The organism is Streptomyces sp. NBC_01450 (genome assembly GCF_036227505.1).
Classification (GTDB): domain Bacteria; phylum Actinomycetota; class Actinomycetes; order Streptomycetales; family Streptomycetaceae; genus Streptomyces.
In genome coordinates this window covers 814,110-835,230 of record NZ_CP109481.1, presented here as the reverse complement: position 1 = coordinate 835,230, position 21,121 = coordinate 814,110, and the positions used below count along the sequence as shown (strand labels likewise).

Sequence of the window (21,121 nt, the reverse complement as noted above, 5' to 3'; positions counted from 1 at the left end):
CGGTAGTGGGCCGACGCGCATGCCAGACGCTGATCGGTGTGACTCCGGCGGCGGGACGCATGAGTACATCGACCGGCTGGCCGATGGGCATGCGGTCTTGTCCGCACCCCGGCATCCAACCGCGGTTCACCGACGCCGACGGCATGCGCCTGATCTGTGTGCCGCCACCACCGTCCAGGTGCTCCCGGCATGGGTGTGGTGCGGGAGCGATGTCGGAGCCGGAGCCATGCAGGGTGCCGCCAGGTCGGCGCCGTGGCGTGGGTCGTCGAAGACGATGCACATGACGAACACCCGAGGTCGGAAAGGGCTCATGGTGTCTTCGCGGTGCACGTAGGCTCTGGATGCGCGCGGTCGATGGGGAGCGCGTCGCGCCTGTGCTTGAGGGGTTTGATGAACGGAGTGTTCTGCTGTGCCGGAAGCTCATGAGGAAGAAGTCCTGGCCCGGATCGGTAAGGGGCTTGTCTATACCGAGTCGGAAGCAGCCTTCCAGGCCCCTCGACGCCGCACGGAGCAGATCTTCGAGTACAACCACACACCACCGAGCGAAACGGAAAAGCGTCGATCGCTGCTCGATGCGATCTTCGGATCAGTCGGAGAACGCACGGTGCTGCTGCCGCCGTTTCACGCCGGGTTTGGAAGCAACGTCTACATCGGTGACGACTTCTTCGGAAACGTGAACCTCACGTTCGTCGATGACGTGGACATCCGTATAGGCAACGGTGTCATGATCGCACCCAGCGTGACACTGACCACGACGGGACACCCGGTGCATCCCTCGCGGCGCGTGGACTACGGGCGGTTCTCGGAACCGATCGTGATCGAGGACAAGGTTTGGATCGGCAGCAACGTGGTCGTCCTCCCAGGTGTCCGTATCGGATACGGATCGGTCATCGGCGCCGGCAGCGTCGTCAGTCACAGCATTCCCCCCATGACCGTCGCGGTCGGAACTCCATGCCGTGTGCTCCGCCCCATCACGGACGAAGACCTCACAACACGCACTGCCGGGCGTTAGCCTCGCGCTTTCGCGAGATGGCCTGTCCGAGGGCTGATCGAGAACGCGGGAAGTGCTCCTGTCAACGATAGGACTTGCTGAGGGCCCTGTTGGCTGCGAGGAAAGAAGCAATTCCCAGGTGAAGAAGCGTATCGGGTCGTACCCGCGTGTCCGCATCGAGGGCGGCGGACGTGTGAGGCTGATCCTTTGGAGTGGACACCCTGACAATGGATCTTGATGGTCCAGGGAGGGATGTTCAGGTGGGACGCAAATCTCCGTATCCGGAGGAGTTCAGGAAGGACGCGGTCGCGCTCTATCGCGCCGGGGGCGGCAAGCGCACATACGCGGCGGTGGCGGCGGACCTCGGCATCACCGCCGAGTCGCTGCGGACGTGGGTCCGCAAGGAGAACGAATTCCAGGCACTGCCCGAGCGCCGCGAGGCCGGCGGAAGTCCGGCTGGGGAACTGGCCCGGTTGCGGGCGGAGAACGCCCGGCTGCTGAAGGCGGAGAAGGAGTGGCAGCTTGAGCGTGAGATCCTGCGCCGGGCAGCTGCCTATTTCGCCCGGGAGGTGAAGTGAGCCGCCGCCGCTGGGACTTCATCTCCGAGAATCGCGCCGCCTTCGGCGTGAAGCGGATCTGCCGGGTCCTGGGCGTCTCCCGCTCCGGCTACTACCAGCACCGGGCCATTGCAGATGCCCGCGCCGACGAGCCGTCGAGGAAGAACGAACGGTGTCGGAAATCCGACCGATCCATGCCGACCACCAGGGCGCCTATGGCGCACCGCGCGTCCATGCCGAACTCCGCTCCCGCGGGAGAAAGATCAACCGCAAGCGCGTGAGCAGACTGATGAGGATCAACCGCATCGTCGGACGGCACCTGCGGCGCAAGAAGCGCACGACCATTCAGGACAAGACGGCCCTGCCTGTGCCGGACCTGGTGATGTGTGACTTCACGGCGGACATGCTCAACACCAAGTGGTGCGGCGACATCACGTACGTCGCCGTCGGCTCGACCTGGCTGTATCTCGCCACGGTCATCGACATCTGCTCGCGGCGCGTGATCGGCTGGTCGATCGCGGACCACATGCGCACCTCGCTGGTCACCGTCGCGATCGAGATGGCGGTGGCCGCCCGCGGCGGCCAGGTCCACGGCGTCGTCTTCCACGCGGACAGGGGCGCGCAATATGGATCGGCCGCCTTCTCCGAGGTCTGCCGTCGGCACGGCATCCGTCGCAGCGTGGGCCGCGTCGGCTCAAGTTATGCCCTCGCCCTCGCCGAATCGTTCTTCCAGGGCCTCAAGCGCGAGTTGCTGCACGGAAGGCGCTGGACCTCGAAGGCGCAGACACGGCTGGAGCTGTTCAGGTGGCTGTCGTACTACAACCGGCGCCGCCGCCACTCCGCCCTCGGCTACGTCGCGCCAGCCGAATACGAACAGCAATTGATCACGTCACGTACGCTGTCACTGGTCGCGTGAAACCCGGTGTCCACCCCCGGGGATCAACCTCAGTGGAGCCGCACATCACCGGCGCGGGCATCACGGCCAACTTCTTGTCTTTCTTGTCGGTGAACTGCACGCTGCCGTCGGGAAGTTGCTCAGCCTTCAGCCCCTTGGCCTTGAGGGGCAGTGTGTAGGAATAACCGCCCGCGTCGGGGCGCTCCCTTATCGCGACATACTGGTCGAAACCCGTCCGTGTGGCTTCGACCACTACGTCCGCGACGGCGCGCAGGGGAACCTGGCGAGTCCAGGCTCCATGACGGCGATGGACCGGTGGTGGCCGTCGTGTCACGTAGATGTCGCGCCGGCGCGGTTCGATTCAGAGCAGGATCGGCTCTTCGAGGCCGTGCTCGGCGATCGGCTCCTTCAGCTGGTCGACCTTCTGCCGGTCTTGGCCCTGGGATAACTGGCGGAGTTCCGATGTCCTGGAGCACTTTGAGTGTGGTGTAGCCGTCATGACGTCACCCCGAACCGAAAAACCTCAGTAGCGGCAAGGTCACTGCCTGCGGCGGGCCCTGAGTATCTTTGAAGCATTGCGGGCCCTGGTCTTCAGCAGTTCAGCGATTTCGTGGATGCGACGGCTCTGTGCATGGATCACCTCATCCTCGTAGTGAGCCACCAGAAGCCGCAGGATTCCTGAGAAGTTCACCTCGTCCCGACAGTCTCTGTCTGCGGCCGCAGTTGCGATCTCTCGCTGGGAAGGGGGGCTCCCAGCTGTCTGTTCTTCAGGGGTCCACCGCGGATCGCTCATCGATTCGTCGGGGTTCCGATACTGGAACCCGCGCTTGCGCATGCACGCGCTCCATGACCGTACGGTGGACAAGAAGCGGGGATCGGACCGCGCCCGATCCCCTTCCTGTTGCCTGAGCGCCTGAATACCACGTTCAGGGCTCACCGCGGGATCGGTCTTGTCTACCTGCACTGAGATTTCCCCGCCGTTGAGCTTGCGGCGAGTCTCCTCGTCACATCCCCCTTTCGGGACAACCTTCCCATTGTAGGTAGTGACGCTTCCCTCAAATACCGGCAGTTGGCTTTCCGGAATCACTATGGGTCGGCTTTCACGCCGGGCCGCCGCGGCCATTTCTTCCGCGAAGCCCGCAGGCCCGCGGTAGCCGTATCGGTCAACATCATTGGAGCCGAGCCAGCCGAGCATGGTGGCATTCTTAGGGTACTTCGATGCGGAGACCTCCGGGCCCCTGAAATCCAAACCGAAGGCGTCCATACAGTCATGAAGTGATCGCATGGTCGCGCGCTGAACCCGGACATAGTCATCGTTCGACAGTTCATACGCGTCCATAGGGAGCGTCAGAAAGCCTGCGGATTCCACCCGCTGGCTGATTTTCGGTGCGTCCGCTTGCGCTGACGTCTTGGGCGCGGACGTGCATGAGACGGACCCCAGGAGCAGTAAAGTAGACGCTGAGATCACCACTATCGATGGTTTCATTTTCTTCATTGCTTCCCCTGGGGCGGTTATTACGTCAGGCCGTGTGAGGGTCTCCGCTGATGGGCAACACGCCAGGCTGTCGGAGCACTGGAGCGGAGCTGTGCGCCGTGGTCAGTGGCTATCGCCAGAAGACCGTCGGACCGTAGGCGACGATGCTCGAGTGCACGTACTTCGCCTGAACCTTGTATGCGTGCGCGTCATCGACGCCCGCCGTGTAGTCCTGGGCCCATTCCCGTACACCGTCACGGTTGCCGCACTGGTAGATCTCTTTGTCCGACTGGTTGATCCAGATCAGAGCCACATTGTCGAAGCCGTAGTTGTACATCTTCGCCCAGGCGTACCACTTACCGCCGTAGCTCCCCTGGTTGACGCGGATGTACGTGGAACCGCCGACGTTCGCCTGAGTGCCGTTCACCGGGGAGATGTTCGACGCCTGGGAGGGCTCCTTCAGCCAACTCCCGCACCAGAGCGGAGCAGCCGAGGCTGGAGAACCGGACAACATGAATGCTGCCGTGGCCGTGGTTGTCGCCATGGCGACGCTGAGGATTTTCTTGAGCATTTGAGTCTCCTGACGGGTTGGCGGTAGACGTACGCGATCTGGCAGGGGTCAGCGCGGCCGAGCATGGATCCGGCAGCGCGCCCGAGCCGTTCCGGGCGGCGGACCACCCTGTTCTGGACACGTCGACAACGGTGTACGGCCAACCTGGGGCAGACCTTGCGAGAAACCTTGTGGGCCAGGTCACGGTGGTGCTTTGTGGGCCTGTACAGGTGTGAAGGGGCACGGCATGGTGGAGTTCCGGTTGCTGAGCGCTCTCGAGGCACGAGTCGGCGGACGACCAATACCCTTGGGGCACGCGCGGGAACAGTGCGTCCTCGCGGCCCTGCTGATCGACGCCAGCCGTCCCGTGCCGGCCGACCGGCTGCTCCACCGGGTGTGGGGCGACCGCGTGCCCCGCCGGGGTCGGGACACGCTCTATGCCTACATCTCCCGTTTGCGCCGTGGACTGGATCCGCACGGCATCCGTCTGGTCCGCCGTTCCGGCGGCTACGTCATCGACATCGACGAGACTGCGGTGGACTTGCACCGCTTTCACTACCTGATCGCGCAGGCCAGGAAGGCCCCGGACGACCCGTCTGCGCTGAGTCTGTTCGACGAAGGGCTCGGACTGTGGCGGGGCGAGCCGCTGGCAGGCCTGGACTCCCCTTGGCTGAACACTGTGCGTGAGCAGCTACAGGCCGAGCACTGGGCCGCGGAGCTGGACCGGACCGATGCCATGCTCCGCACCGGCCGCCACAGCGAGTGTCTGGCCGATCTGTCCGTACGGGCCGTCGCCCATCCTCTGGACGAGCGGCTGGCCGGCCAGTTCATGCTGGCCCTTCACCGCGTTGGCCGCCCCGCCGACACCTTGGCCCACTACCGGCGCGTCCGGGGACGGTTGGCCGAGGAGTTGGGGGTGGACCCCGGCCAGGCCCTGCAACAACTCCACCAGCAGATCCTCAGCGCCGACCCTGCCCTCGTCATACCGGCTCCACTCTCCGCATCCGCTTCCGGGCCGCCACGCATCCCGGCTCCTCAGCGGGCCGCATCAGTGGGGAGTTCGCACACGCCGGTTTCGGACCGGCCGGACGACGCCACCGGTCGCGGTCACGAAGATCGGGGTGGGCCGAACGTACCGCAACAACGCCCCCGCCTGCTTCCGCCGGCCCCGTCCCTGTTCATGGGCCGGGAATACGAGGTGGCCGAGGCCCGTCGCCTGCTCGGCCAGGAGACGACCGGGCCGCTGACCCTGCTGGTCACCGGCCCGGCTGGGGTCGGTAAGACGGCCTTCGCCGTGCACACGGGGCATCTGCTGACCCCCCGGTTTCCGGACGGTCAGCTCTACGTGGACCTGCGGGGCTTCGGCGACGAGCCAGGCGAACCGTTCACGGTCCTGGGCGCCTTCCTACGAGCGCTCGGTGTGCACGGCGGTGCGATGCCCCCGGACCTGATCGGCCGGATCCACCTCTACCGCACCGTGCTGGCCCAGCGCAGGACACTGGTCATGCTGGACAACGCGGCCGATGCGCTGCAGGTGAACGACCTACTGCCCAGCGGAGCACATTGCGCTGCCATCGTCACCAGCCGGACCACACTGGTGAGCCTGGACGGTGTCCGGCTCCCTCTGAGAACCCTCGACTCCGCGACGGGGCTGGCTCTGCTGCGTGAGATGGTAGGCGCGGACCGGACCGTCGCGGAGTCCGACTCGGCCCGGTCCATTGTGGAAATGTGCGACGGTCTTCCCCTCGCGATATGGGTCGCCGGAGCGCGATTGGCCGCACGACCGCATTGGCCGTTGGCCAAGGTCGCCCGTGCGCTCGACGACGAGCAACGCAAGCTTGATGAGCTGGCCGTCGGTCACGTCGCCGTGCGAGGAAGTCTCGAACTGACCTACCGGAGCTTGGCGCCCACGATCCGGCACGCATTGCGGATGCTCGCACTGCTGCCCGGACCGGACTTCGCCGTCTGGGCCTTGACGGCGCTGCTGAACGTGGACCTGGGCCGCGCGGAGGCCGTGCTCGATGAACTGGTGGATGTCCATCTGGTGGAGGTCGGATCGGCTGGTGCCACCGGAGTGCGCTACCGGCTGCACGACCTGGTGCGGCTGCTGGGCCGGGAACGGGCGGAGCGGGAGGTCCCGTTGCCGGAGCGCACGGCCGCGCTCACACGGCTGCTGGGCGCGAGCCTGCACCTGGCCGACCTGGCCGCGGACACCCTCAGTGTCGACTTTCAGGGCATCGCACAGACCGGCCTGGCATCCTGGCGGCCCTCCCCGAAGGACACCAGCCAGATCCTCGCGCACCCGCTTGCCTGGTTCAACGACGAGCGTCAGTTCCTCATCGAGGTGGTGGATCAGGCGCTTGACAGAACCGAAATCGCACCAGCCGCCGGGCTGGCCACCACCCTGACGACGCTCTTCCAGATCGGCAGCCACTTCGACGATTGGGAACGGATCCAGAGCCGGGCGCTCAAGGTGGCAGTGAGTTGCGGCAACCAGCGAAGCGCTACCCAACTCCACCGCTGCCTGGGCGAACTCACTACCATCCTCGACCGGTATCCGGAGGCGCTGGACCACTTCGAGAAGGCGCTACAGCTGGCCGACGGCGAGGGTGAGGCCTACCGAGCCAGCGCCACAGCCGGGCTGGCCTACGTACACCGCCTGTTGGGCCGGTACTCCTCGGCCGTGCGTCTTTTCGAACAGGCGGCTGAGCTGGCCCGAACGGTGGAGAACGTCAATTGTCGCGTGTACGCCACCAACGGCATCGGCGTCATCTATCTCGAGCAAGGGCGTGTCGAAGCGGCCATGGAGCGGTTCACGCAGTGCCTGCGGGCGAGCCGAGAAGCGGGATACCGGCCCGGCGAAGCCCAGGCTTTGCGATGCCTGGGACAGAGCCACCGTGCGCTTGGCGCCTACCCCAGTGCCGCCGACTGCTTCCGACAGGCCGCTTCGATCAGCGAGAGTCTGGGCGACCGACTCAGCGTCGCACATGCGACCTGCTGGCTGGGTGACGTTCTGGTCCGACAAGGCACCCATGGGGAGGGGCGTAAATTACTGGCCAGCACTCTTTGGACCTACCGGGAGTTCGGCAATCTGTGGGGCGAGGCGGCGACGCTCTATGCGCTTGCGGAGGCGCAACTCGTGGCAGGCCACCCAGCTTTGGCCCGCCGACGCGCCGAAGCAGCCGTCAGGCTGTGGCGACAAATCGGTTCCCGGTCCTGGTTGGCCGTGGGCCTCGACACCCTGGCCAAGGCCCATACCATGGCCGGTGACCTCGTGGCCGCAGCCTGCACTCGGGACGAGGCCACGGCAGTTCGGACCGCCCCGGACACCCATTAGGGCGCGTATCGGGTCGTGATCAGAGCGGGTTCTCCTGATCGCCGTCGGTATCCAACCCGGCCAGGCCCGATCAACGGCCCTGTTCGCCCTCGCCGAAGAAGTCCCGGCGGCGATCCTGGCCCGCATGCTTGGCATCCACATCATGTCGCAGTCCAGTGGCAGAAAGGCATCCGCTGGCGACTGGACCGCCTACGCCGCCGACGTCAGCCGCCGCTCAAGTGGTCAGGAAACCGAAGGAGTCCCTCATCCATGACGCCCACGCCTCGCTGGAAGCAACTGCTCGACGACCGGCTCGCCGAGGCGGTCAACGTGCTCGGCGCCGTCCCCGGCGTCCACAGCCTGATCGTCGGCGGCAGTCTCGGACGCGATGAGCCCTGGCCCATGTCCGACATCGATCTCCTGCCCATCTACGTCTCCTCGATGGAGCCGTCACAGAGGGTGGAAGAGCGACGCAACGAACTCGTCGACTGGTGGGCCGCCTCCGGCCACGCACAGACGCTCGACACCGGATGGCTGGCCTTCACGGCCCAAGAACTGCGTGACGTCCTCTCGGCAGGACCGGAGGGGATCGCGCAGCGCATGCCGGAGCCGCGCTGGTTGCACGGCTTGGACAAGGCATTCGGCGGACACGCTGTCGCAAGCAGGGACAAACTGACCGCAGAGTTCACCCACTGGGCCACGCAGATCCGATTCCATCCCTCAGTTGTTGAAGCCCGTCTCCAACGCTGGCGTCACGACGCGCGTCAAGCTGCAACCGAGGCGTCCCTCCTGCGCGACAGCGACCCGCGGCGAGCTACTCAGTTTCTGCGAGAGTCCGCTCGCGCCCTGCGGATGGTCTGCATCGAAGGCTGGGGAGAACGCCTCGGGTCCATGGGGCGGGAATGGACCCGCTTCGAACGCATAGCGGAACGAAACGACGCCCATCCCCTCGCCGCCCGGATCGCCACCATCGCGGGGGCCGACCCCCAGGAAGCGGCCGAACGCGCCAAAACGGCGCCGCCCTGGCTTCAAGAACGCATCGACCTCAGTCACCGCGCTCGGCACATGGTCGGGGAACACGTCACAGCCGAGGAGAACGCCCGCGACCAACTGGCCGCGTTCACCGTCCACGTCACGAAGCACCGACCCGACCTCGACGGACCCTGGAGCGGCAGCCCAGATCCCGCACTCGACCATCACCTCGCCCAGCTCCAGGAACTCCTCACCCGACATGGCTGACCGTCGCTGCCCGGACCCATTCCAACAGTTCCAATACCCGACCTCACCCGCAAATCCACACCCGCCGAGGGCGGCTTCCGCACCTTCCAGCCCGTTGTCAACGGTGACGCATGTCCATGGGGTCTGAACCGCCACAGCTGCCAGGAGTTCGTGATGTCCGGAGCGGACCTCGTCTACTGGCACCGCAAGCGCGAGCAGTGACGGATGCTCGCCGAGCGAGCGCCGGGCAGCGCGACCGCCGACTACCTGCACGAGGTATTCGAACCCACGGCCCTGTATGTGCCAGAAACCTCATCCAACGCTGGCCAGGATGTGGAGAGGCGTTGTCGTGAGTTCCTGCCAGTCGACGGTGATAGTGGGGCCTCGGTGATTGCCGGGCGGCCCCGGGCGGCGCCAGGATGGTCCGGTGCTGCTGCGACTGCCCTACCTGGCCCTGACGAGCATGTTCACCTTGATACGGCTCCTGCCGATGGGCGATTGAGGCAAGGACGCCGAGATCCTGGCGCTGCGCCACCAACTCGTCGTGCTGCAGCGGCAGATCGACAGGCCGAGGCTCACCTGGCCGGACCGCGCGCTGCTCGCCGCACTCCCGTACCGCCGCCCCGGGTACAACTTCGAGCGCCGCCCGGCACAGCACCGAGGCGGCGCGTCACATCACAACAGGGCAAACGTTGCCTGCCGCGGCACTAGTAGCGTGTCGCTGCTTAGGTATGGGCTGTTTGATTGAGAGGCTTGCGTCTGGCAGATTCCTCTCCCGCTCTGCCGGACAGGACTGGTGCGATGGGTTCGCAGAAGAAGAGGCCGGTGGTGCTGACCGCGCAGGACCGCGAGGAGTTGGTCCGGGTGACCACGACGGGGGTTCATCCGGCCTCGGTAATCAGGCGGGCGAGGGTGCTGCTCGCACTCGACACCTCTGCAGGCGGGATCGGCTCGCAGGAGGTGATCGCGGCCCGGCTCGGCGTCTCCGGTGAGACGTTGCGGCTGGTCGCCAAGCGTTTCACCGAAACCGGTGGCGATGTTCACGCCACCATCGCGCGGAAGAAGCGCGACCTCCCGCCGGTGCCCTCACCGGTGACCGGTGAGGTCGAAGCCCGGCTGATCGCGATGGCGTGCTCACAGCCACCCCAGGGCTATACCCGGTGGTCGCTGCGGCTGCTGGAGAAGCACGTCGCACTGGTCGAGGACATCCCCGATCTGGACCATTCCACCATCGGCCGGGTCTTAAAAAAACGGAACTGCGTCCTCACCTGAAGAAGTGCTGGACCATCCCACCACGGGCGAACGCGGAGTTCGCGGCCCGGATGGAAGACGTACTGGCCGTCTATGCCCGGCCCTATGACCCGGCACGTCCGGTCGTGTGCATGGACGAGAAGCCCTACCAGCTCCTCGGCCATGTCCGCGACCCGCTCCCGGCCCGCCCAGGTCACGACGCCTGCCAGGACAGCGAGTACATCCGCTGCGGCACGTGCTCGATCTTCGTATGGGTCGAACCCCTGCGCGGGTGGCGTCGAGTTCAGGCACTGTCCCAGAGGACCCGGATCGACTGGGCCGGCCAGGTCAGGCAGCTGCTGAGCGTGGACTACCCCGATGCCGAGACGGTTGTGCTGGTGATGGACAACCTCAACACCCACGGCATCGCCTCACTGTACGAGGCATTCGAACCAGAAGAGGCCTTCGCCCTGGCTCAGCGCCTCGAGATCCACCACACGCCCAAGCACGGGTCATGGCTCAACATCGCCGAGATCGAACTCTCCGCGCTGACCAGGCAATGTCTCGACCGCCGGATCGGCGACCTCGACACCCTCAACACCGAACTCTCAGCCTGGCAGAACGCCACCAACACCGACCAACGTCAGGTGGACTGGCAGTTCACCACCCACGACGCACGCATCAAACTGCGCCACCTCTATCCCAGGAATTAGCTGCGACAGTCTACTAGCTGGTGCAGCGGCGACGTTCCGGCGTTGATGCAGCTGAGCGCTCTCTGGCTGACCATATACAGTGCAACAGGTGTGGCGATATCGCTGGTTCGAGTGGTTTACCTTCCGTCCGCCGCCCCTCGGTTACCGATCTTGATGATCAATCGGTCGATTGGTCATCAATCTTTCCCGCGGCTCGCCTCCGCCACCGGTCAAGACTGCGCTGGGTCTTGATCGTGTCCGGGTGGTTGGGGCCAAGTACTCGTTCGTGGTCGGCGAGCAGCTTGGCGAAGGCGGTAACGGCACCGGCCGCGTCCCCCGACTTTCCCTGCCAGTAGGCGAGGTCGTGTCGGGAGATGAGGGTTTCGGGATGGTCGGGGCCGTTGACTCGCTCCTGGTCGACGAGCAGCTTGGCGAAGGCGGTAACGGCACCGGCCGCGTCCCCCGACTTTCCCTGCCAGTAGGCGAGGTTGTGTCGGGCTTTGAGGGTTTCGGGATGGTCGGGGCCGTTGACTCGCTCCTGGTCGACGAGCAGCTTGGCGAAGGCGGCAGCCGCGCCAGCCGCGTTCCCCGCGTCCCCCTGCCACCAGGCGAGCTTGTGGCGGGTGTCGAGAGTGTCGGGGTGGTCGGTGCCCAGCACCCGCTGCTGGTCGGCGAGCAGCTCGGCGAAGGCGTCAGCCGCGTCAGCCGCGTCCCCCGCGGCCCCCCGCTGATTGGCAAGGTTGCTTCGGATATACAGAGTGGACCGATGGTCAGGCCCCAGCACCCTGAGGGCGTCTTCCACCAGTTGTTCGGAAGTAGCGATGGCGGTGGCACGGTCTCCGGCCTCCCCTTGCCACCGAGCGAGGATGGCTCGGGCTCTGAGGGTATGGGGGTGGTCCGGGCCTTGCACCCGTTCCCGGTCGGCGACCAGCTGTTCAGATGCTGCTGCGGCGCCAACTACATCTCCGGCCTCGCCCCGCCACCAGGCGAGGTTATGTCGGGCTTGGAGGGTGTCGGGGTGGTCGGGGCCGTTTACCCGCTCCTGATCGGCGAGCAACTCGGCGAAGGCGGTAGCCGCGCCAGCCGCGTCCCCAGACCAGCCCTGCCAGGAGGCGAGGTTATGTCGGGCTTGGAGGGTGTCGGGGTGGTCGGGGCCGTTTACCCGCTCCTGATCGGCGAGCAACTCGGCGAAGGCGGCAACCGCGCCGGCCGCGTCCCCCGCCTCTCCCCGCCACCGGGCGAGGCCAGCCCGGGCGTCCAGCGTGTCGCTGTGGTCGGGGCCCAGCACCCGCTCGCTATCGGTGAGCAGTTCGGCGAAGGCGGTAGCCGCGCCGGCCGCGTCCCCTGCTTCTCCCCGCCACCGGGCGAGGGCACCCCGGGCGTCCAGGGTGTCGCTGTGGTCGGGGCCAAGGCGGTTACTTGTCTCGGTAGCGAGGCGCTGGAAGTGGTCGCGGGCGGCGCTCACCTGGCCGGATTCACCGAGACTATTTCCGCTCCGGTACAGCACCACGTGGGCGTCGGGCCGGTAGAGGGGGTCTTCGGCCGTGCCAGTGAGGACGGTGGCGTTGGCACGCAGGGCTTGACCGAGGTCGGTGTCGCGTTCAATGTCGGGCCAGGCGGCCCGAAGAGCGTCGGCGGCGGTGCGGGCGAGTTGGTCGCGCAGGTCTGGGGTGAGGGTGTCGCGGGTGGCGCGTTGGATGAGGCGGTGGACGCGGACGGCCCGTGGGGGCGTGTCGGGGGTGTGGTCGATCAGGCTGAGCCGGTGCAGAGCACGCAGGGCGCCGACGGCGTCCTCCCGGGTCACCGTACTGGGTGCCGGCCCAGTGGTGGCCGAGGCGGTGCCGCTGGTGCGGTGGAGGGTGATGTGGTCGAGGGCGGGGGCGCTGACCAGCGCAGAGTCGGGGATGCCGCTGGGGTCGAGCATGGCGATCAGTTGGAGCATGGGCCGGGCCAGGCCCTGCGGGCGGAGGCGCTCTGCCCGCTCAATCGACAGGGACCAGGTGGCGGCGACGGTGGTTGCTTGGTCGTCGGGAAGGATGTCGGGCTCGGGGAGCAGGTCGGACAGGATTCGGGTCCGGTCGGTCAGCAGTTCGCGGTAGCGGGCGCAGCTGATGCCGGTGTCGATCAGGTAGGCGGCGGCCTGGGATAGGGCAAGCGGCAGGTGCCCGAGATCGGCGGCCAGAGTGTGGAGATGGTCGGCGGGTTCGTGGCGGTGGTGGTCGGCGAGCGCCTGGGCCAGGTGGGCGGTGGCTTCCTCGGGGGTGAACAGACCCACGGTGAGCAGGCGCCGGCCCGCCGCGGTCAGGGCGGCATCGCGGCGCCGTGTGGTGGCCACGGTGCGGCCGTGCGGATTGCACGGTGGCCACAGCCCGCGCAGGTCGGCCGGGTCGGTCACGTCGTCCAGCACCACCAGCCACCGGCACGGCTGTTGTCTGCCGGGCCTGGGGTGCAGCCACGCCAGGAAGGCATCGGCGGCGTGCTCGTCCCGTTCCACGGCCAGCAGTTCGACGGCGGCCTGCGTGAAGCCAGCCACGACCGCTTCCCGGCTGCTCGCGCTGACCCACACCAACACATCCAGCTCACCGTGTTCCCAGGCGGTGCGGGCGTAGTCGGCAGCCAGCTGCGTCTTGCCCACCCCGCCCAGCCCGGACAGCACCTGACCGAGCACCGCGGTGTCCCCTCCGCTGACCGCCTGAAGCAACTGGTCGGCCACGGCACGGCTTTGGAAGGCCAGCGCCCGCGGCGGGATCACACCCACCTGGTGCGGCCACAGCGCCGGTTGCCGCGCCAGTGTCTGGAACTGGACCTGTTCGGCGTAGCCGACGGCCAGGCTGCCGTGCTGGGCAATGACTCTGGTGCCCTGAGCGTCGGGCACACGCTTGGTGGCAGTCCCGGGCCGGGGCGGCGTGGTTGCCTGGGTGCTGCCGGGTACGTTCAGCCCTTGCGTGGACCCGGCTGCGGAGGGTTTCCCAGGTTCACATCCCCCATGGTCCAGGCAGCAGCCGAGCCACTCTCGGCGCGGATGGACACGTCCCCGCTCACAGCCACCCCGCCGTCGCCCGCCGACGCAGCCCCCGACGGCCCCAGCTTCTGCAGGTGCCCGACTGCGCTGTTCAACGCCTCGGCGAAGCCCCGGTCCTGCTCGGCGGCGTCCTCCAGCGCTAGCTGGACCCGCTGCCGGGTACGCTCGCTCGGTGCCTCCTGCCCAGCGCCCGCTTCCTCGGCCAACCGGTGCAGCGCCGGATCCTCTCCCAGTTTCCGGCCCACCAGGTCATGGAGACGGTCCATGCCGACATCCAGCGCCCGGTCGACCTCGCCGTCCGCCCGGTCGCCCACCCGCCGCGCCTTGCGTACGCCCCACGCGAACAGGTACCCCACCGCGATCTCGATGCCCGTCACCATGCACTCCCCCTAGCATCGTTGACTACGCATCAGACCGTACCGCTAGCCCATACGAATGAGAGCAGATTGGGAGCGGTCCAGAATCTGCGGCGATCCTTCCGTGATCCGCTTGGATATCTCCCCACGAATTCGCGACGCGAAGCCATAGTGCAAAGGGGCGTAACCACCATGGACTCCGGCGCTGGACTTCGTGGTCCCGACCGCGCGACTCCGGCGCAAGCCCAGCTCTCGCAGGAAGGCATCCGCCTCCACGACCACCCGTAGTTCGTCATCGAGAACCGTCCAATAAGTACTTCCTGAAGGCACCCGTACGGGCAGCGCCTTCATCCGAACCCCTCGCTCTGCGCGCAACGATCTACCGCAGAGCCGCATCTCCAGAGAACCGTCGCAGCACCCCAAACGAAGAGGGGACCTGCAATGTCACGTAACAGGGAACGGCTCCCCGAGAACGTGTGGCGGCCACGGCCAGGTCCATTCAGAGCGCGATGACGTCGCGGCCGGTACGGGACTGCAGCCGGACGCTGTCCTTGATGCGCCACAGCACGGTCCGGTGGCCGTCGACCTTGATCTCGTAGGCCCACGGACCCGCCGGCAGCTGCGGCACCGGACGTGCCAGGGCGACGTCTACAGGCCACTTCACAGGAACAGCCTGCGGCTCTCGGACACCGGCCGCCTGCTGGAGTACTCCCGCGCTGCCAGCAGGCGGCCCTGGCGGTATGGCCGCACCGCCGCACGGCGCGAGCCCGGCCGAGCTGCGCGACCGGGCCCTGAAGTGGTCCGTGGTGTTCTCGACTTCCTGTTGAGCGTCTCGCCGAACCGCCAGGCTGTCATCACACGGGTGGCGCCCGCTCACGGCAGCGGTCTCCTTCGCCTTCACCAGGGCGGCGAGCGGGGAGCGCCGACCCTTCCCGATATTACGGATCTTAGGGACAATTGGACTGTCTCGGAGGGTGTGCCGTCTCAGTTGAGACCACGGCGTTGAGGCGTTAGTACCGGCTGGACGACCAAATGATCTCTCTCAGGAAGAGTTGAGCAGCTTCATCCCTTCGCGGCGGAGCCGAGAGTACTGGTTGGCGAAGTACGTCGACTTTTTACCGTGAGCCTTTCCAACCTGGCGGCAGCGCCAGGGTGTTGATGAGTGAGGGCTGTACGGAACGACGAAGCTCCTGGTAGACGGGTTCTCGACCAAGATCACCGGTGTGCGCCAGGAGCTTCGCGTGCTTGTCCACCCGTCCTCGATCGATCTGTCCAGCCGCACCCTGGGACACCTGAGCAGACAACTCGCCGCCCGGCAGCGAGAGATCGGGACACGATGGCGCCGCCTGTCGGCCTGTCGCCAGGCGTTGCCGGTCCTGGGCCACCTGCGGTGCGGTGATACGTACGCCCAGCTCGCCGCGGGGTTCGGCGTCGGAATCGCGACCGTGTTCCGCTACATACGAGAGGCCGTCGAGGTGCTGGTCGCCCATGCCCCGACCCTGATCGAGGCGATGGAGACCATCCGGACGAAGGCATTGGTCATCCTCGACGGGACCCTGCTGCCGATCGACCGGATCGCCGCAGACACCCCGTACTACTCGGGGAAGCACAAGCGGCACGGCATGAACGTCCAGGTCCTGACCGACCCCTTCAGGCGGCTGCTGTGGGCCTCGCCCGCGCTGCCCGGCGCCACCCACGATCTGACCGCCGCCCGAAGCCACGGGATCATCGATGCCCTCGCCACCGCCGGGCTGAAGTGCTGGGCGGACAAGGCGTACCAAGGAGCCGGCCCCCTCGTGCGAGTGCCCTTCCGGGGCCGCCGCCTCAAGGGATGGAGGAGACGCCACAACGGCACCCACGCCAAGATCCGGTGCCTCGGCGAGCAGGCCATGGCCACCCTGAAAGGCTGGCGCCTGCTACGCAAACTCCGCTGCAGCACCGACCGGATCACCGACATCGTGAAGGCCGTCCTCGTCCTTCACAACGCCTTAACCTGAGGTTGGAAAAGGCTCCGTGTCCTTACGCAGCAGAGATGCGGTGCGTGTGGCGCAGGGATCGCGGCTGGCGGCCGGTCGGTGGGTTCGCAGTGCCGGCTGCCGTTGTTGAAGGCGAGTCGGGGTCGCGGTGCTGCAGCTCCTGGCGGAGTTGGGCGAGTGCCCGGTGCAGTGTGCTTTTGACCGTGCCGGGCGCCATGCCGAGGGCGGTGGCCGTCTCGTCGGTGGACATCTGCTCCCAGTAGCGAAGGACCAGGACGCTGAGCTGCTGGGGCGGCAGCCTCTTGATGATGTCCATGAGCAGTGCACGGACAGCGTGCTGCTCGGCCTGGTCCTCGACGGACGCGTCCGGCAGATGGTCGGTGGGGAACTCCTGCAGTTTCCGGGCCCGCCACGACCCGGTGCGGGTGTTGATCATGACGCGGCGCAGGTAGGCGTCCGCGAGGCGTTTATGGCTGGTCCCGTCCTCGTCCAGATGGCGGTGGAGGGCGCCGCCATCCGGACGAGGATTTCTGGGCGTCGTTCGTCGGCTACTTCAGGTTGAGTGCGTCCCCGGCCGACACCTTCAGCGAGGTGGTCGTGGTGCCGGGGAAGTACCAGCGCCAGCTGCCTGCAGAGGTGACGGTCACGTTGGTGGTCAGCTTTCCGGCGTCGCCCGTCGTCACGGTCTTGACCGTGGTGTAGTGGGCGGCGCCCTTCTTCCTGAACTGGAGCTTGACCTGCTGTCCGGTGAACCCGTGGTACTTCAGGTCCTCCCAGTTGGCCCGCGACAGCTTGCCGGTGACGGTCACCTTGGCGCCCTTGGTGACCTTCGCGGGTGCGATCACCGTGGTGAGCTGGGCAGCCCGCTTGACCTTGTACTCGGCGATGTCGTCGGAGATCCAGTAGTCCCCGTCGTTCGCCTTGACGGTGGCGTCGAGGCGCCAGATGCCGGCGACCCTGTTGGTGTCGATGTCGTCGCTGTCGGGGATCCAGGCGGGGTCGATGGTCATCGTGGCCCGGCACACCGAGGTGGTCGCGCTCTTCTTCGTGCAGGACGAGTCGTCGTTCCAGGTTGCGAAGGTGTAGGCGTTCGTCTTGTTGAAGGTGAAGACATCCGTGAGCTTCTTCACCCCCGAGTTGTCCTTGATGGTGATGTCGATCGGGTAGCGGATCGTCTTCGCCGTGCCCACGATGACGTTGCCGCCGCCGTTGACGACGGTCTTCACCACCCGGATGTCACCCCGCCCCTCCGCGTGCGCTCCGGTCGCCGTCGTCAGCACCAGGGCCGCCGCCCCGCCGGCCGCGGCCCAGGCCGTTCTGCCTCTCATGATCCTCCCCTTGTCGTGCGCGTGCCAGGAGAGACTATGTGATCAAGGACCTTCCACGGTGTTCGGTTTCCACGCAGTGACCGGCTTCCTCACGACGTCGCCGCTCGGCGGCAAAACGCTTGGCCTTGCGCCGAACCCGCTCGCCCAAGGCCTCTGGCTCGGCGGTGCGGAGCAGCTGCTGCTCCGCCGGGTGGAATGTTCATGGCCCGCGTTCGCCGCCTTGATGCAGCAATCCGGGGCTTGGGCGTGGACTTGACCGCGCCTCAACTCGCGGGCCTTTCCTGCATCGCTCCGCCCCAGACCCGGAAGCCCTTTGCGGAGGACGCCTGGGACGCGGTGTATGCATCTCCCGCGGGGCAGGCGGCGAACGTGCACCGGTTCTGTACTCAAGGAGCTGTCGCTGGCGAACTGGGAGTGCGCGAGCGTACTGTGGCTGCGCCCCACCTACCGGCTCGCCCGGACGGGGGATGCGGCTTGCGTTGCTTGCTGCCCCGTGACTTGGCCATACGGGGAGCCTAGGGACGTCCTGCGGCCCGCAACCGGACCTGCTGCAACAGGCGCCTTGGGGCCAGCGCAGGCGGGAGCCGTTCGCACCACCGCGGACAACTGACGAGCTTCCATGCCACCGCAGCGATTCACCGAGGTCACCCGGCAGCGCCTTCCCGACTTCCTGGAGGTGGAGAAGGTCTGGTGGTGGGGTGCCCTGGACGAGGTGCGCTTCCTGCAGCGCCTGTTGCGGCCGATACACCCACACCCACACCCGCCCGCCACCGCGCCGGGCCGCACACAGCCGGCACAAGAAGGCCACGGGTCGGCACTCCAGCGCCCCCACCCGCCACGCCCACCCCTGCGCGTCCCCACCCCGGCAGGCCAGCGCTTCAGGCCCGGCGGCCCCCGACAGCAAAGCCCGCGCCAGATGCTGTGCAAGTACACGGCACCACCCGGCCAGTTACTCCTGCGCCACCCCGTCGAGCAGCACCTCGCCGTCCGGACGCCCACCATGCCTGCGCTGCACCGGGTTCGCCCACCGCCACGATGCCGTGAGATCGGAGACCTGCAGCCGGTAAGCGGCCGCCACCCGGTGCAGTAAAGACCACGCTGTCTCCCCCCGACGGGCACCACCCGCAGCGCTCCGCACACGGCGTCTCCTCCCGCGCCACGTCGTGCACCGCAGCCCGTCGTTGAGCCCCCCGTCGTCAACGTAGACGGTTGACCAGAGCGAATGCGTCCTCGGTCTTGGGGTGGGTCTTGCCCAGTCGGGTGTGCAGGATCTGTGCACCCCGGCGCGCGAGGTCCGCTGCGGTCGGGTCGTTCAACGTGTGCAGGGTTCGGGCTTTGAGCAGCAGGGCGTACCCGATGTACAGGTGGTCCGGCGCGTAACTGGCCTCGCGGATCCGCAGCGACCGCGAGATCAGCGGCACGGCGGTGGCGTAGTCACCGAGGTCAAGGTGGACGTTCGCCAGTGCTATCAGGTCGAAGCTCACGTACGGATCGTCCGGCCCGTACGCGGCCTCGTCGATCTGTAGCGCCCGTTCGGCCAGTGGCCGCGCCGCCTCGTGTTCGCCGAGAAGGCACAGGATCCGCGCAAGCGTGGCCAGGTCCGTCGCGATGGCGGGACTGCCCGCCGGCAGGCTGGACTCGTGCAGGCGCAGCGCGCGTTCCGCCAACGGGCGTGCCCTCTCCGTCGCGCTGAGGTCCTGGTGGATCTGCGCCAGGGTGATCAGGTCGAAGCCGACCTCCGCATCCCGGCCCTCGAGCGACTCGTCAATCGCGAGGGCACGTTCACAAAGGGGCAGTGCCACCGAGTAATCCCCGAGCTGGATGAGGAACGTCGACGCCAGCCTCAGCAGCACCGCAGTCTCCGCAGCGCACTCGGCCGGTGGGTCGTCCTTGGCCACCGCAATGACGTGCGGGAGCAGGTTCTGCCACCGCGGCCGCGCGTCCGGGTCGCCGTGGATGTCGTGCGGCACGACCGCGAGCAGCGCACGACACAGCTGGACCCGAGCGTCAGTGTGCACCTGGTCCGGCATCGCGGCCCGGATGGCGGCCTGCACCAGTCGGTGCAGCACCAGGGACGCGTTCCCGCGCCTCGCGAGACCCATACCGGCCAGGGCGCCGACCGTCGTGTCCCACGCCAGCGGGTCGGCTGCGACTCCGTTCAGCGTTTCGGGGTTGACGGTGAACAGGTCCAGCGGGATCGGCTCCGGCGCCAGCAGGGCACACAGCTCCAGCAGACGCACCGCCTGGGGCTGGTCCGTCTCCAGCCTTCGCACACTGAGCTGCCACAGGGTCGCGACCACCACGGCCGGCCGGTCGGTCAGCTCGCCCCGCGCGATCATGTCCTCCAGCCGCGACGTCAGCAGAGCCAGGTACTCCTCGGGCGCCGTGTGGTTGTAGCCCATATACCCGGCCGCCTGCTCCAACGCCAGTGGCAGGTCCCCCAGTTGCTCGGCGATCCGGTCCGCCACCGCCGCGGTCATGCCGGGGACCCGCCGGACCAGCAGCTCCACCGACTCTCGCCTGGTGAACACATCCAGGTCGATGACGCCGGATCCGCCCGACCAGCCACTCACCCTGGTCGTGACGATGACATGGCCATTGCTCCCCGGGCCGCCCGACGGCAGCGCGTGCGTGAGCGTGCCCGGCTTCTCCCCGTTGTCGAAGATGATCAGCCAGGGCCTGCGGTCCACCAACTTGCCGTACACCCGTGGGATGACCTGGTCGGAGGTCACCTCCGTCAGCCCCAGCTCCCCGGCCAGCGATACGAACTGGGACGCCACCAGATCGGGGTGCTCGGCGTCCACGAACGCGACGAACCGGTACTTCGACAGGTAGCGGTAGGCGTACTCGACGGCGAGCTGGGTCTTGCCGACGCCACCCAGCCCGTGCACGACCAGCATCGCGGCGTCGTTCACCGAGGTGAGGTGCTTCCGCACCTCCCGCAGCGTCGCGTCGCGGCCGGTGAAGTTGGTGTTGCGCGGCGGCAGTCGGTACGCCACGGGCGCGAGCGGGTCCTGCGCCCGGTTGCGGCGCGGCGCCTGCCACAGCCCGATGAGTGCCAGTGGTATCAGGATGAGGAGTACCACCCACGGGTGGACGCGTACGAAGTCGAGCGGCCCCGGCCAGCGGCTCTGGCCAGACGCCGCGTTGAAGGCAAGGCTGCCGACGAACAGCACCAGCAAACCGGCCACCGCGCTGGCCAGCGTTCGCCACATGGCTCCCTCTTCGGTATGACGGCGACCGCGACGATCTACAGCCAGCGCGATCTTATCCCAGGCGCCGCACCACCTGAGGGGAATCGACCGCAAGAGCGGGATCGCCGCTGCTCTCTTCGCCTGGGTGCACAGCGCATGGCCGCCCAACTGGACCACGCCGCACAGTCCCTCCTTGCCGGCCCCTTTCCGCAGTGATAGGGGCCTGGCCAGGCTTCCTCGATCGCGGCCTGCGCGAGGGCGGCTGGAACCCGCAATGGGAGCCGACGACCTGGGGGCCGGGATTCGGGCAGGTGGCGGGCGA

Annotated in this window: 16 protein-coding genes and 3 pseudogenes; 9 read left to right on the top strand and 10 right to left on the bottom strand. The window is 67.3% G+C overall.

The window, feature by feature from the left end:
- The first annotated feature begins 409 nt into the window (after nt 1-409).
- Together OG568_RS52160 and OG568_RS52155 are read left to right on the top strand one after the other, a co-directional pair.
- Nucleotides 410-1,012, top strand: a complete 603-nt coding sequence (locus tag OG568_RS52160) for a sugar O-acetyltransferase (protein ID WP_329537114.1) — start codon at nt 410-412, stop codon at nt 1,010-1,012.
- A gap of 239 nt (nt 1,013-1,251) precedes the next feature.
- Nucleotides 1,252-2,464: pseudogene (locus OG568_RS52155) on the top strand (IS3 family transposase).
- Nucleotides 2,465-2,480: 16 nt separating this feature from the next.
- Here the strand turns inward: OG568_RS52155 and OG568_RS52150 are convergent.
- The 4 genes and pseudogenes from OG568_RS52150 to OG568_RS52135 form a co-directional block, all read right to left on the bottom strand.
- Nucleotides 2,481-2,705, bottom strand: a pseudogene (locus tag OG568_RS52150) (hypothetical protein); the annotation flags it as partial.
- Between the two features lie 99 nt (nt 2,706-2,804).
- A complete protein-coding gene (locus OG568_RS52145) occupies nt 2,805-2,942 on the bottom strand; it encodes a hypothetical protein (RefSeq protein WP_329537112.1) in 138 nt (45 codons plus the stop codon).
- A 39-nt stretch (nt 2,943-2,981) separates the two neighbouring features.
- Entirely contained in the window at nt 2,982-3,782 is an 801-nt protein-coding gene (locus OG568_RS52140; protein ID WP_329537111.1) for a hypothetical protein, read from the bottom strand.
- 265 nt (nt 3,783-4,047) lie between these two features.
- Nucleotides 4,048-4,488 (bottom strand): hypothetical protein, encoded by a 441-nt coding sequence (locus tag OG568_RS52135; protein ID WP_329537110.1) that lies wholly within the window; start codon nt 4,486-4,488, stop codon nt 4,048-4,050.
- Nucleotides 4,489-4,714: 226 nt separating this feature from the next.
- On the opposite strand from OG568_RS52135, the gene OG568_RS52130 reads away from it, so the two are divergent.
- The 4 genes from OG568_RS52130 (at nt 4,715) to OG568_RS52115 (ending at nt 10,944) form a co-directional block, all read left to right on the top strand.
- Nucleotides 4,715-7,804, top strand: coding sequence for an AfsR/SARP family transcriptional regulator (locus OG568_RS52130; protein WP_329537109.1), 3,090 nt, complete (start codon nt 4,715-4,717; stop codon nt 7,802-7,804).
- A 249-nt stretch (nt 7,805-8,053) separates the two neighbouring features.
- Nucleotides 8,054-9,022: a hypothetical protein gene (locus tag OG568_RS52125; RefSeq protein ID WP_329537108.1), complete on the top strand. Its 969-nt coding sequence runs from the start codon at nt 8,054-8,056 to the stop codon at nt 9,020-9,022.
- A gap of 780 nt (nt 9,023-9,802) precedes the next feature.
- Nucleotides 9,803-10,273: a helix-turn-helix domain-containing protein gene (locus OG568_RS52120; RefSeq protein ID WP_266624875.1), complete on the top strand. Its 471-nt coding sequence runs from the start codon at nt 9,803-9,805 to the stop codon at nt 10,271-10,273.
- A complete protein-coding gene (locus tag OG568_RS52115) occupies nt 10,162-10,944 on the top strand; it encodes an IS630 family transposase (RefSeq protein WP_266624874.1) in 783 nt (260 codons plus the stop codon). Before OG568_RS52120 ends, OG568_RS52115 begins: the two co-directional genes overlap by 112 nt.
- Before the next feature lie 157 nt (nt 10,945-11,101).
- On the opposite strand, the gene fxsT (OG568_RS52110) is transcribed toward OG568_RS52115, so the two are convergent.
- From fxsT (OG568_RS52110) to OG568_RS52100, 3 genes are all read right to left on the bottom strand, one after another.
- The gene (gene fxsT, locus OG568_RS52110; RefSeq protein ID WP_329537107.1) at nt 11,102-13,798 is read right to left on the bottom strand and encodes an FxSxx-COOH system tetratricopeptide repeat protein; all 2,697 of its coding nucleotides are present in this window, start codon (nt 13,796-13,798) and stop codon (nt 11,102-11,104) included.
- A gap of 59 nt (nt 13,799-13,857) precedes the next feature.
- Nucleotides 13,858-14,325, bottom strand: a complete 468-nt coding sequence (locus OG568_RS52105) for a hypothetical protein (RefSeq protein ID WP_329537106.1) — start codon at nt 14,323-14,325, stop codon at nt 13,858-13,860.
- 475 nt (nt 14,326-14,800) lie between these two features.
- Nucleotides 14,801-14,965, bottom strand: coding sequence for a hypothetical protein (locus OG568_RS52100; protein WP_329537105.1), 165 nt, complete (start codon nt 14,963-14,965; stop codon nt 14,801-14,803).
- Nucleotides 14,966-15,542: 577 nt separating this feature from the next.
- Here OG568_RS52100 and OG568_RS52095 point away from each other — a divergent pair.
- Nucleotides 15,543-16,298, top strand: coding sequence for a transposase family protein (locus tag OG568_RS52095; protein WP_329537104.1), 756 nt, complete (start codon nt 15,543-15,545; stop codon nt 16,296-16,298).
- A gap of 22 nt (nt 16,299-16,320) precedes the next feature.
- On the opposite strand, the pseudogene OG568_RS52090 reads toward OG568_RS52095, so the two are convergent.
- Nucleotides 16,321-16,761, bottom strand: a pseudogene (locus OG568_RS52090) (SigE family RNA polymerase sigma factor); the annotation flags it as partial.
- Between the two features lie 64 nt (nt 16,762-16,825).
- Nucleotides 16,826-17,605 (bottom strand): hypothetical protein, encoded by a 780-nt coding sequence (locus OG568_RS52085; RefSeq protein ID WP_329537103.1) that lies wholly within the window; start codon nt 17,603-17,605, stop codon nt 16,826-16,828.
- Between the two features lie 58 nt (nt 17,606-17,663).
- On the opposite strand from OG568_RS52085, the gene OG568_RS52080 reads away from it, so the two are divergent.
- Nucleotides 17,664-17,861: a hypothetical protein gene (locus OG568_RS52080; RefSeq protein ID WP_329537102.1), complete on the top strand. Its 198-nt coding sequence runs from the start codon at nt 17,664-17,666 to the stop codon at nt 17,859-17,861.
- A gap of 363 nt (nt 17,862-18,224) precedes the next feature.
- On the top strand, nt 18,225-18,695 hold the full coding sequence (locus OG568_RS52075) for a hypothetical protein (protein ID WP_329537101.1): 471 nt from the start codon (nt 18,225-18,227) through the stop codon (nt 18,693-18,695).
- Nucleotides 18,696-18,801: 106 nt separating this feature from the next.
- Here OG568_RS52075 and fxsT (OG568_RS52070) read toward each other — a convergent pair whose 3' ends face one another.
- Complete coding sequence (gene fxsT / locus OG568_RS52070; RefSeq protein ID WP_329537100.1) at nt 18,802-20,820, bottom strand: FxSxx-COOH system tetratricopeptide repeat protein; 2,019 nt, start codon at nt 20,818-20,820, stop codon at nt 18,802-18,804.
- Nucleotides 20,821-21,121 lie beyond the last annotated feature (301 nt).

Excerpts from the sequence above, each read along its gene's own strand:
- OG568_RS52145 (WP_329537112.1), bottom strand. The coding sequence starts at position 2,942 with ATGACGGCTACACCACACTCAAAGTGCTCCAGGACATCGGAACTCCGC.
- OG568_RS52140 (WP_329537111.1), bottom strand. The coding sequence starts at position 3,782 with ATGGACGCGTATGAACTGTCGAACGATGACTATGTCCGGGTTCAGCGC.
- OG568_RS52135 (WP_329537110.1), bottom strand. The coding sequence starts at position 4,488 with ATGCTCAAGAAAATCCTCAGCGTCGCCATGGCGACAACCACGGCCACG.
- OG568_RS52130 (WP_329537109.1), top strand. The coding sequence starts at position 4,715 with ATGGTGGAGTTCCGGTTGCTGAGCGCTCTCGAGGCACGAGTCGGCGGA.
- OG568_RS52125 (WP_329537108.1), top strand. The coding sequence starts at position 8,054 with ATGACGCCCACGCCTCGCTGGAAGCAACTGCTCGACGACCGGCTCGCC.
- OG568_RS52120 (WP_266624875.1), top strand. The coding sequence starts at position 9,803 with ATGGGTTCGCAGAAGAAGAGGCCGGTGGTGCTGACCGCGCAGGACCGC.
- OG568_RS52105 (WP_329537106.1), bottom strand. The coding sequence starts at position 14,325 with ATGGTGACGGGCATCGAGATCGCGGTGGGGTACCTGTTCGCGTGGGGC.
- OG568_RS52085 (WP_329537103.1), bottom strand. The coding sequence starts at position 17,605 with ATGAGAGGCAGAACGGCCTGGGCCGCGGCCGGCGGGGCGGCGGCCCTG.
- OG568_RS52075 (WP_329537101.1), top strand. The coding sequence starts at position 18,225 with ATGCCACCGCAGCGATTCACCGAGGTCACCCGGCAGCGCCTTCCCGAC.
- fxsT (WP_329537100.1), bottom strand. The coding sequence starts at position 20,820 with ATGTGGCGAACGCTGGCCAGCGCGGTGGCCGGTTTGCTGGTGCTGTTC.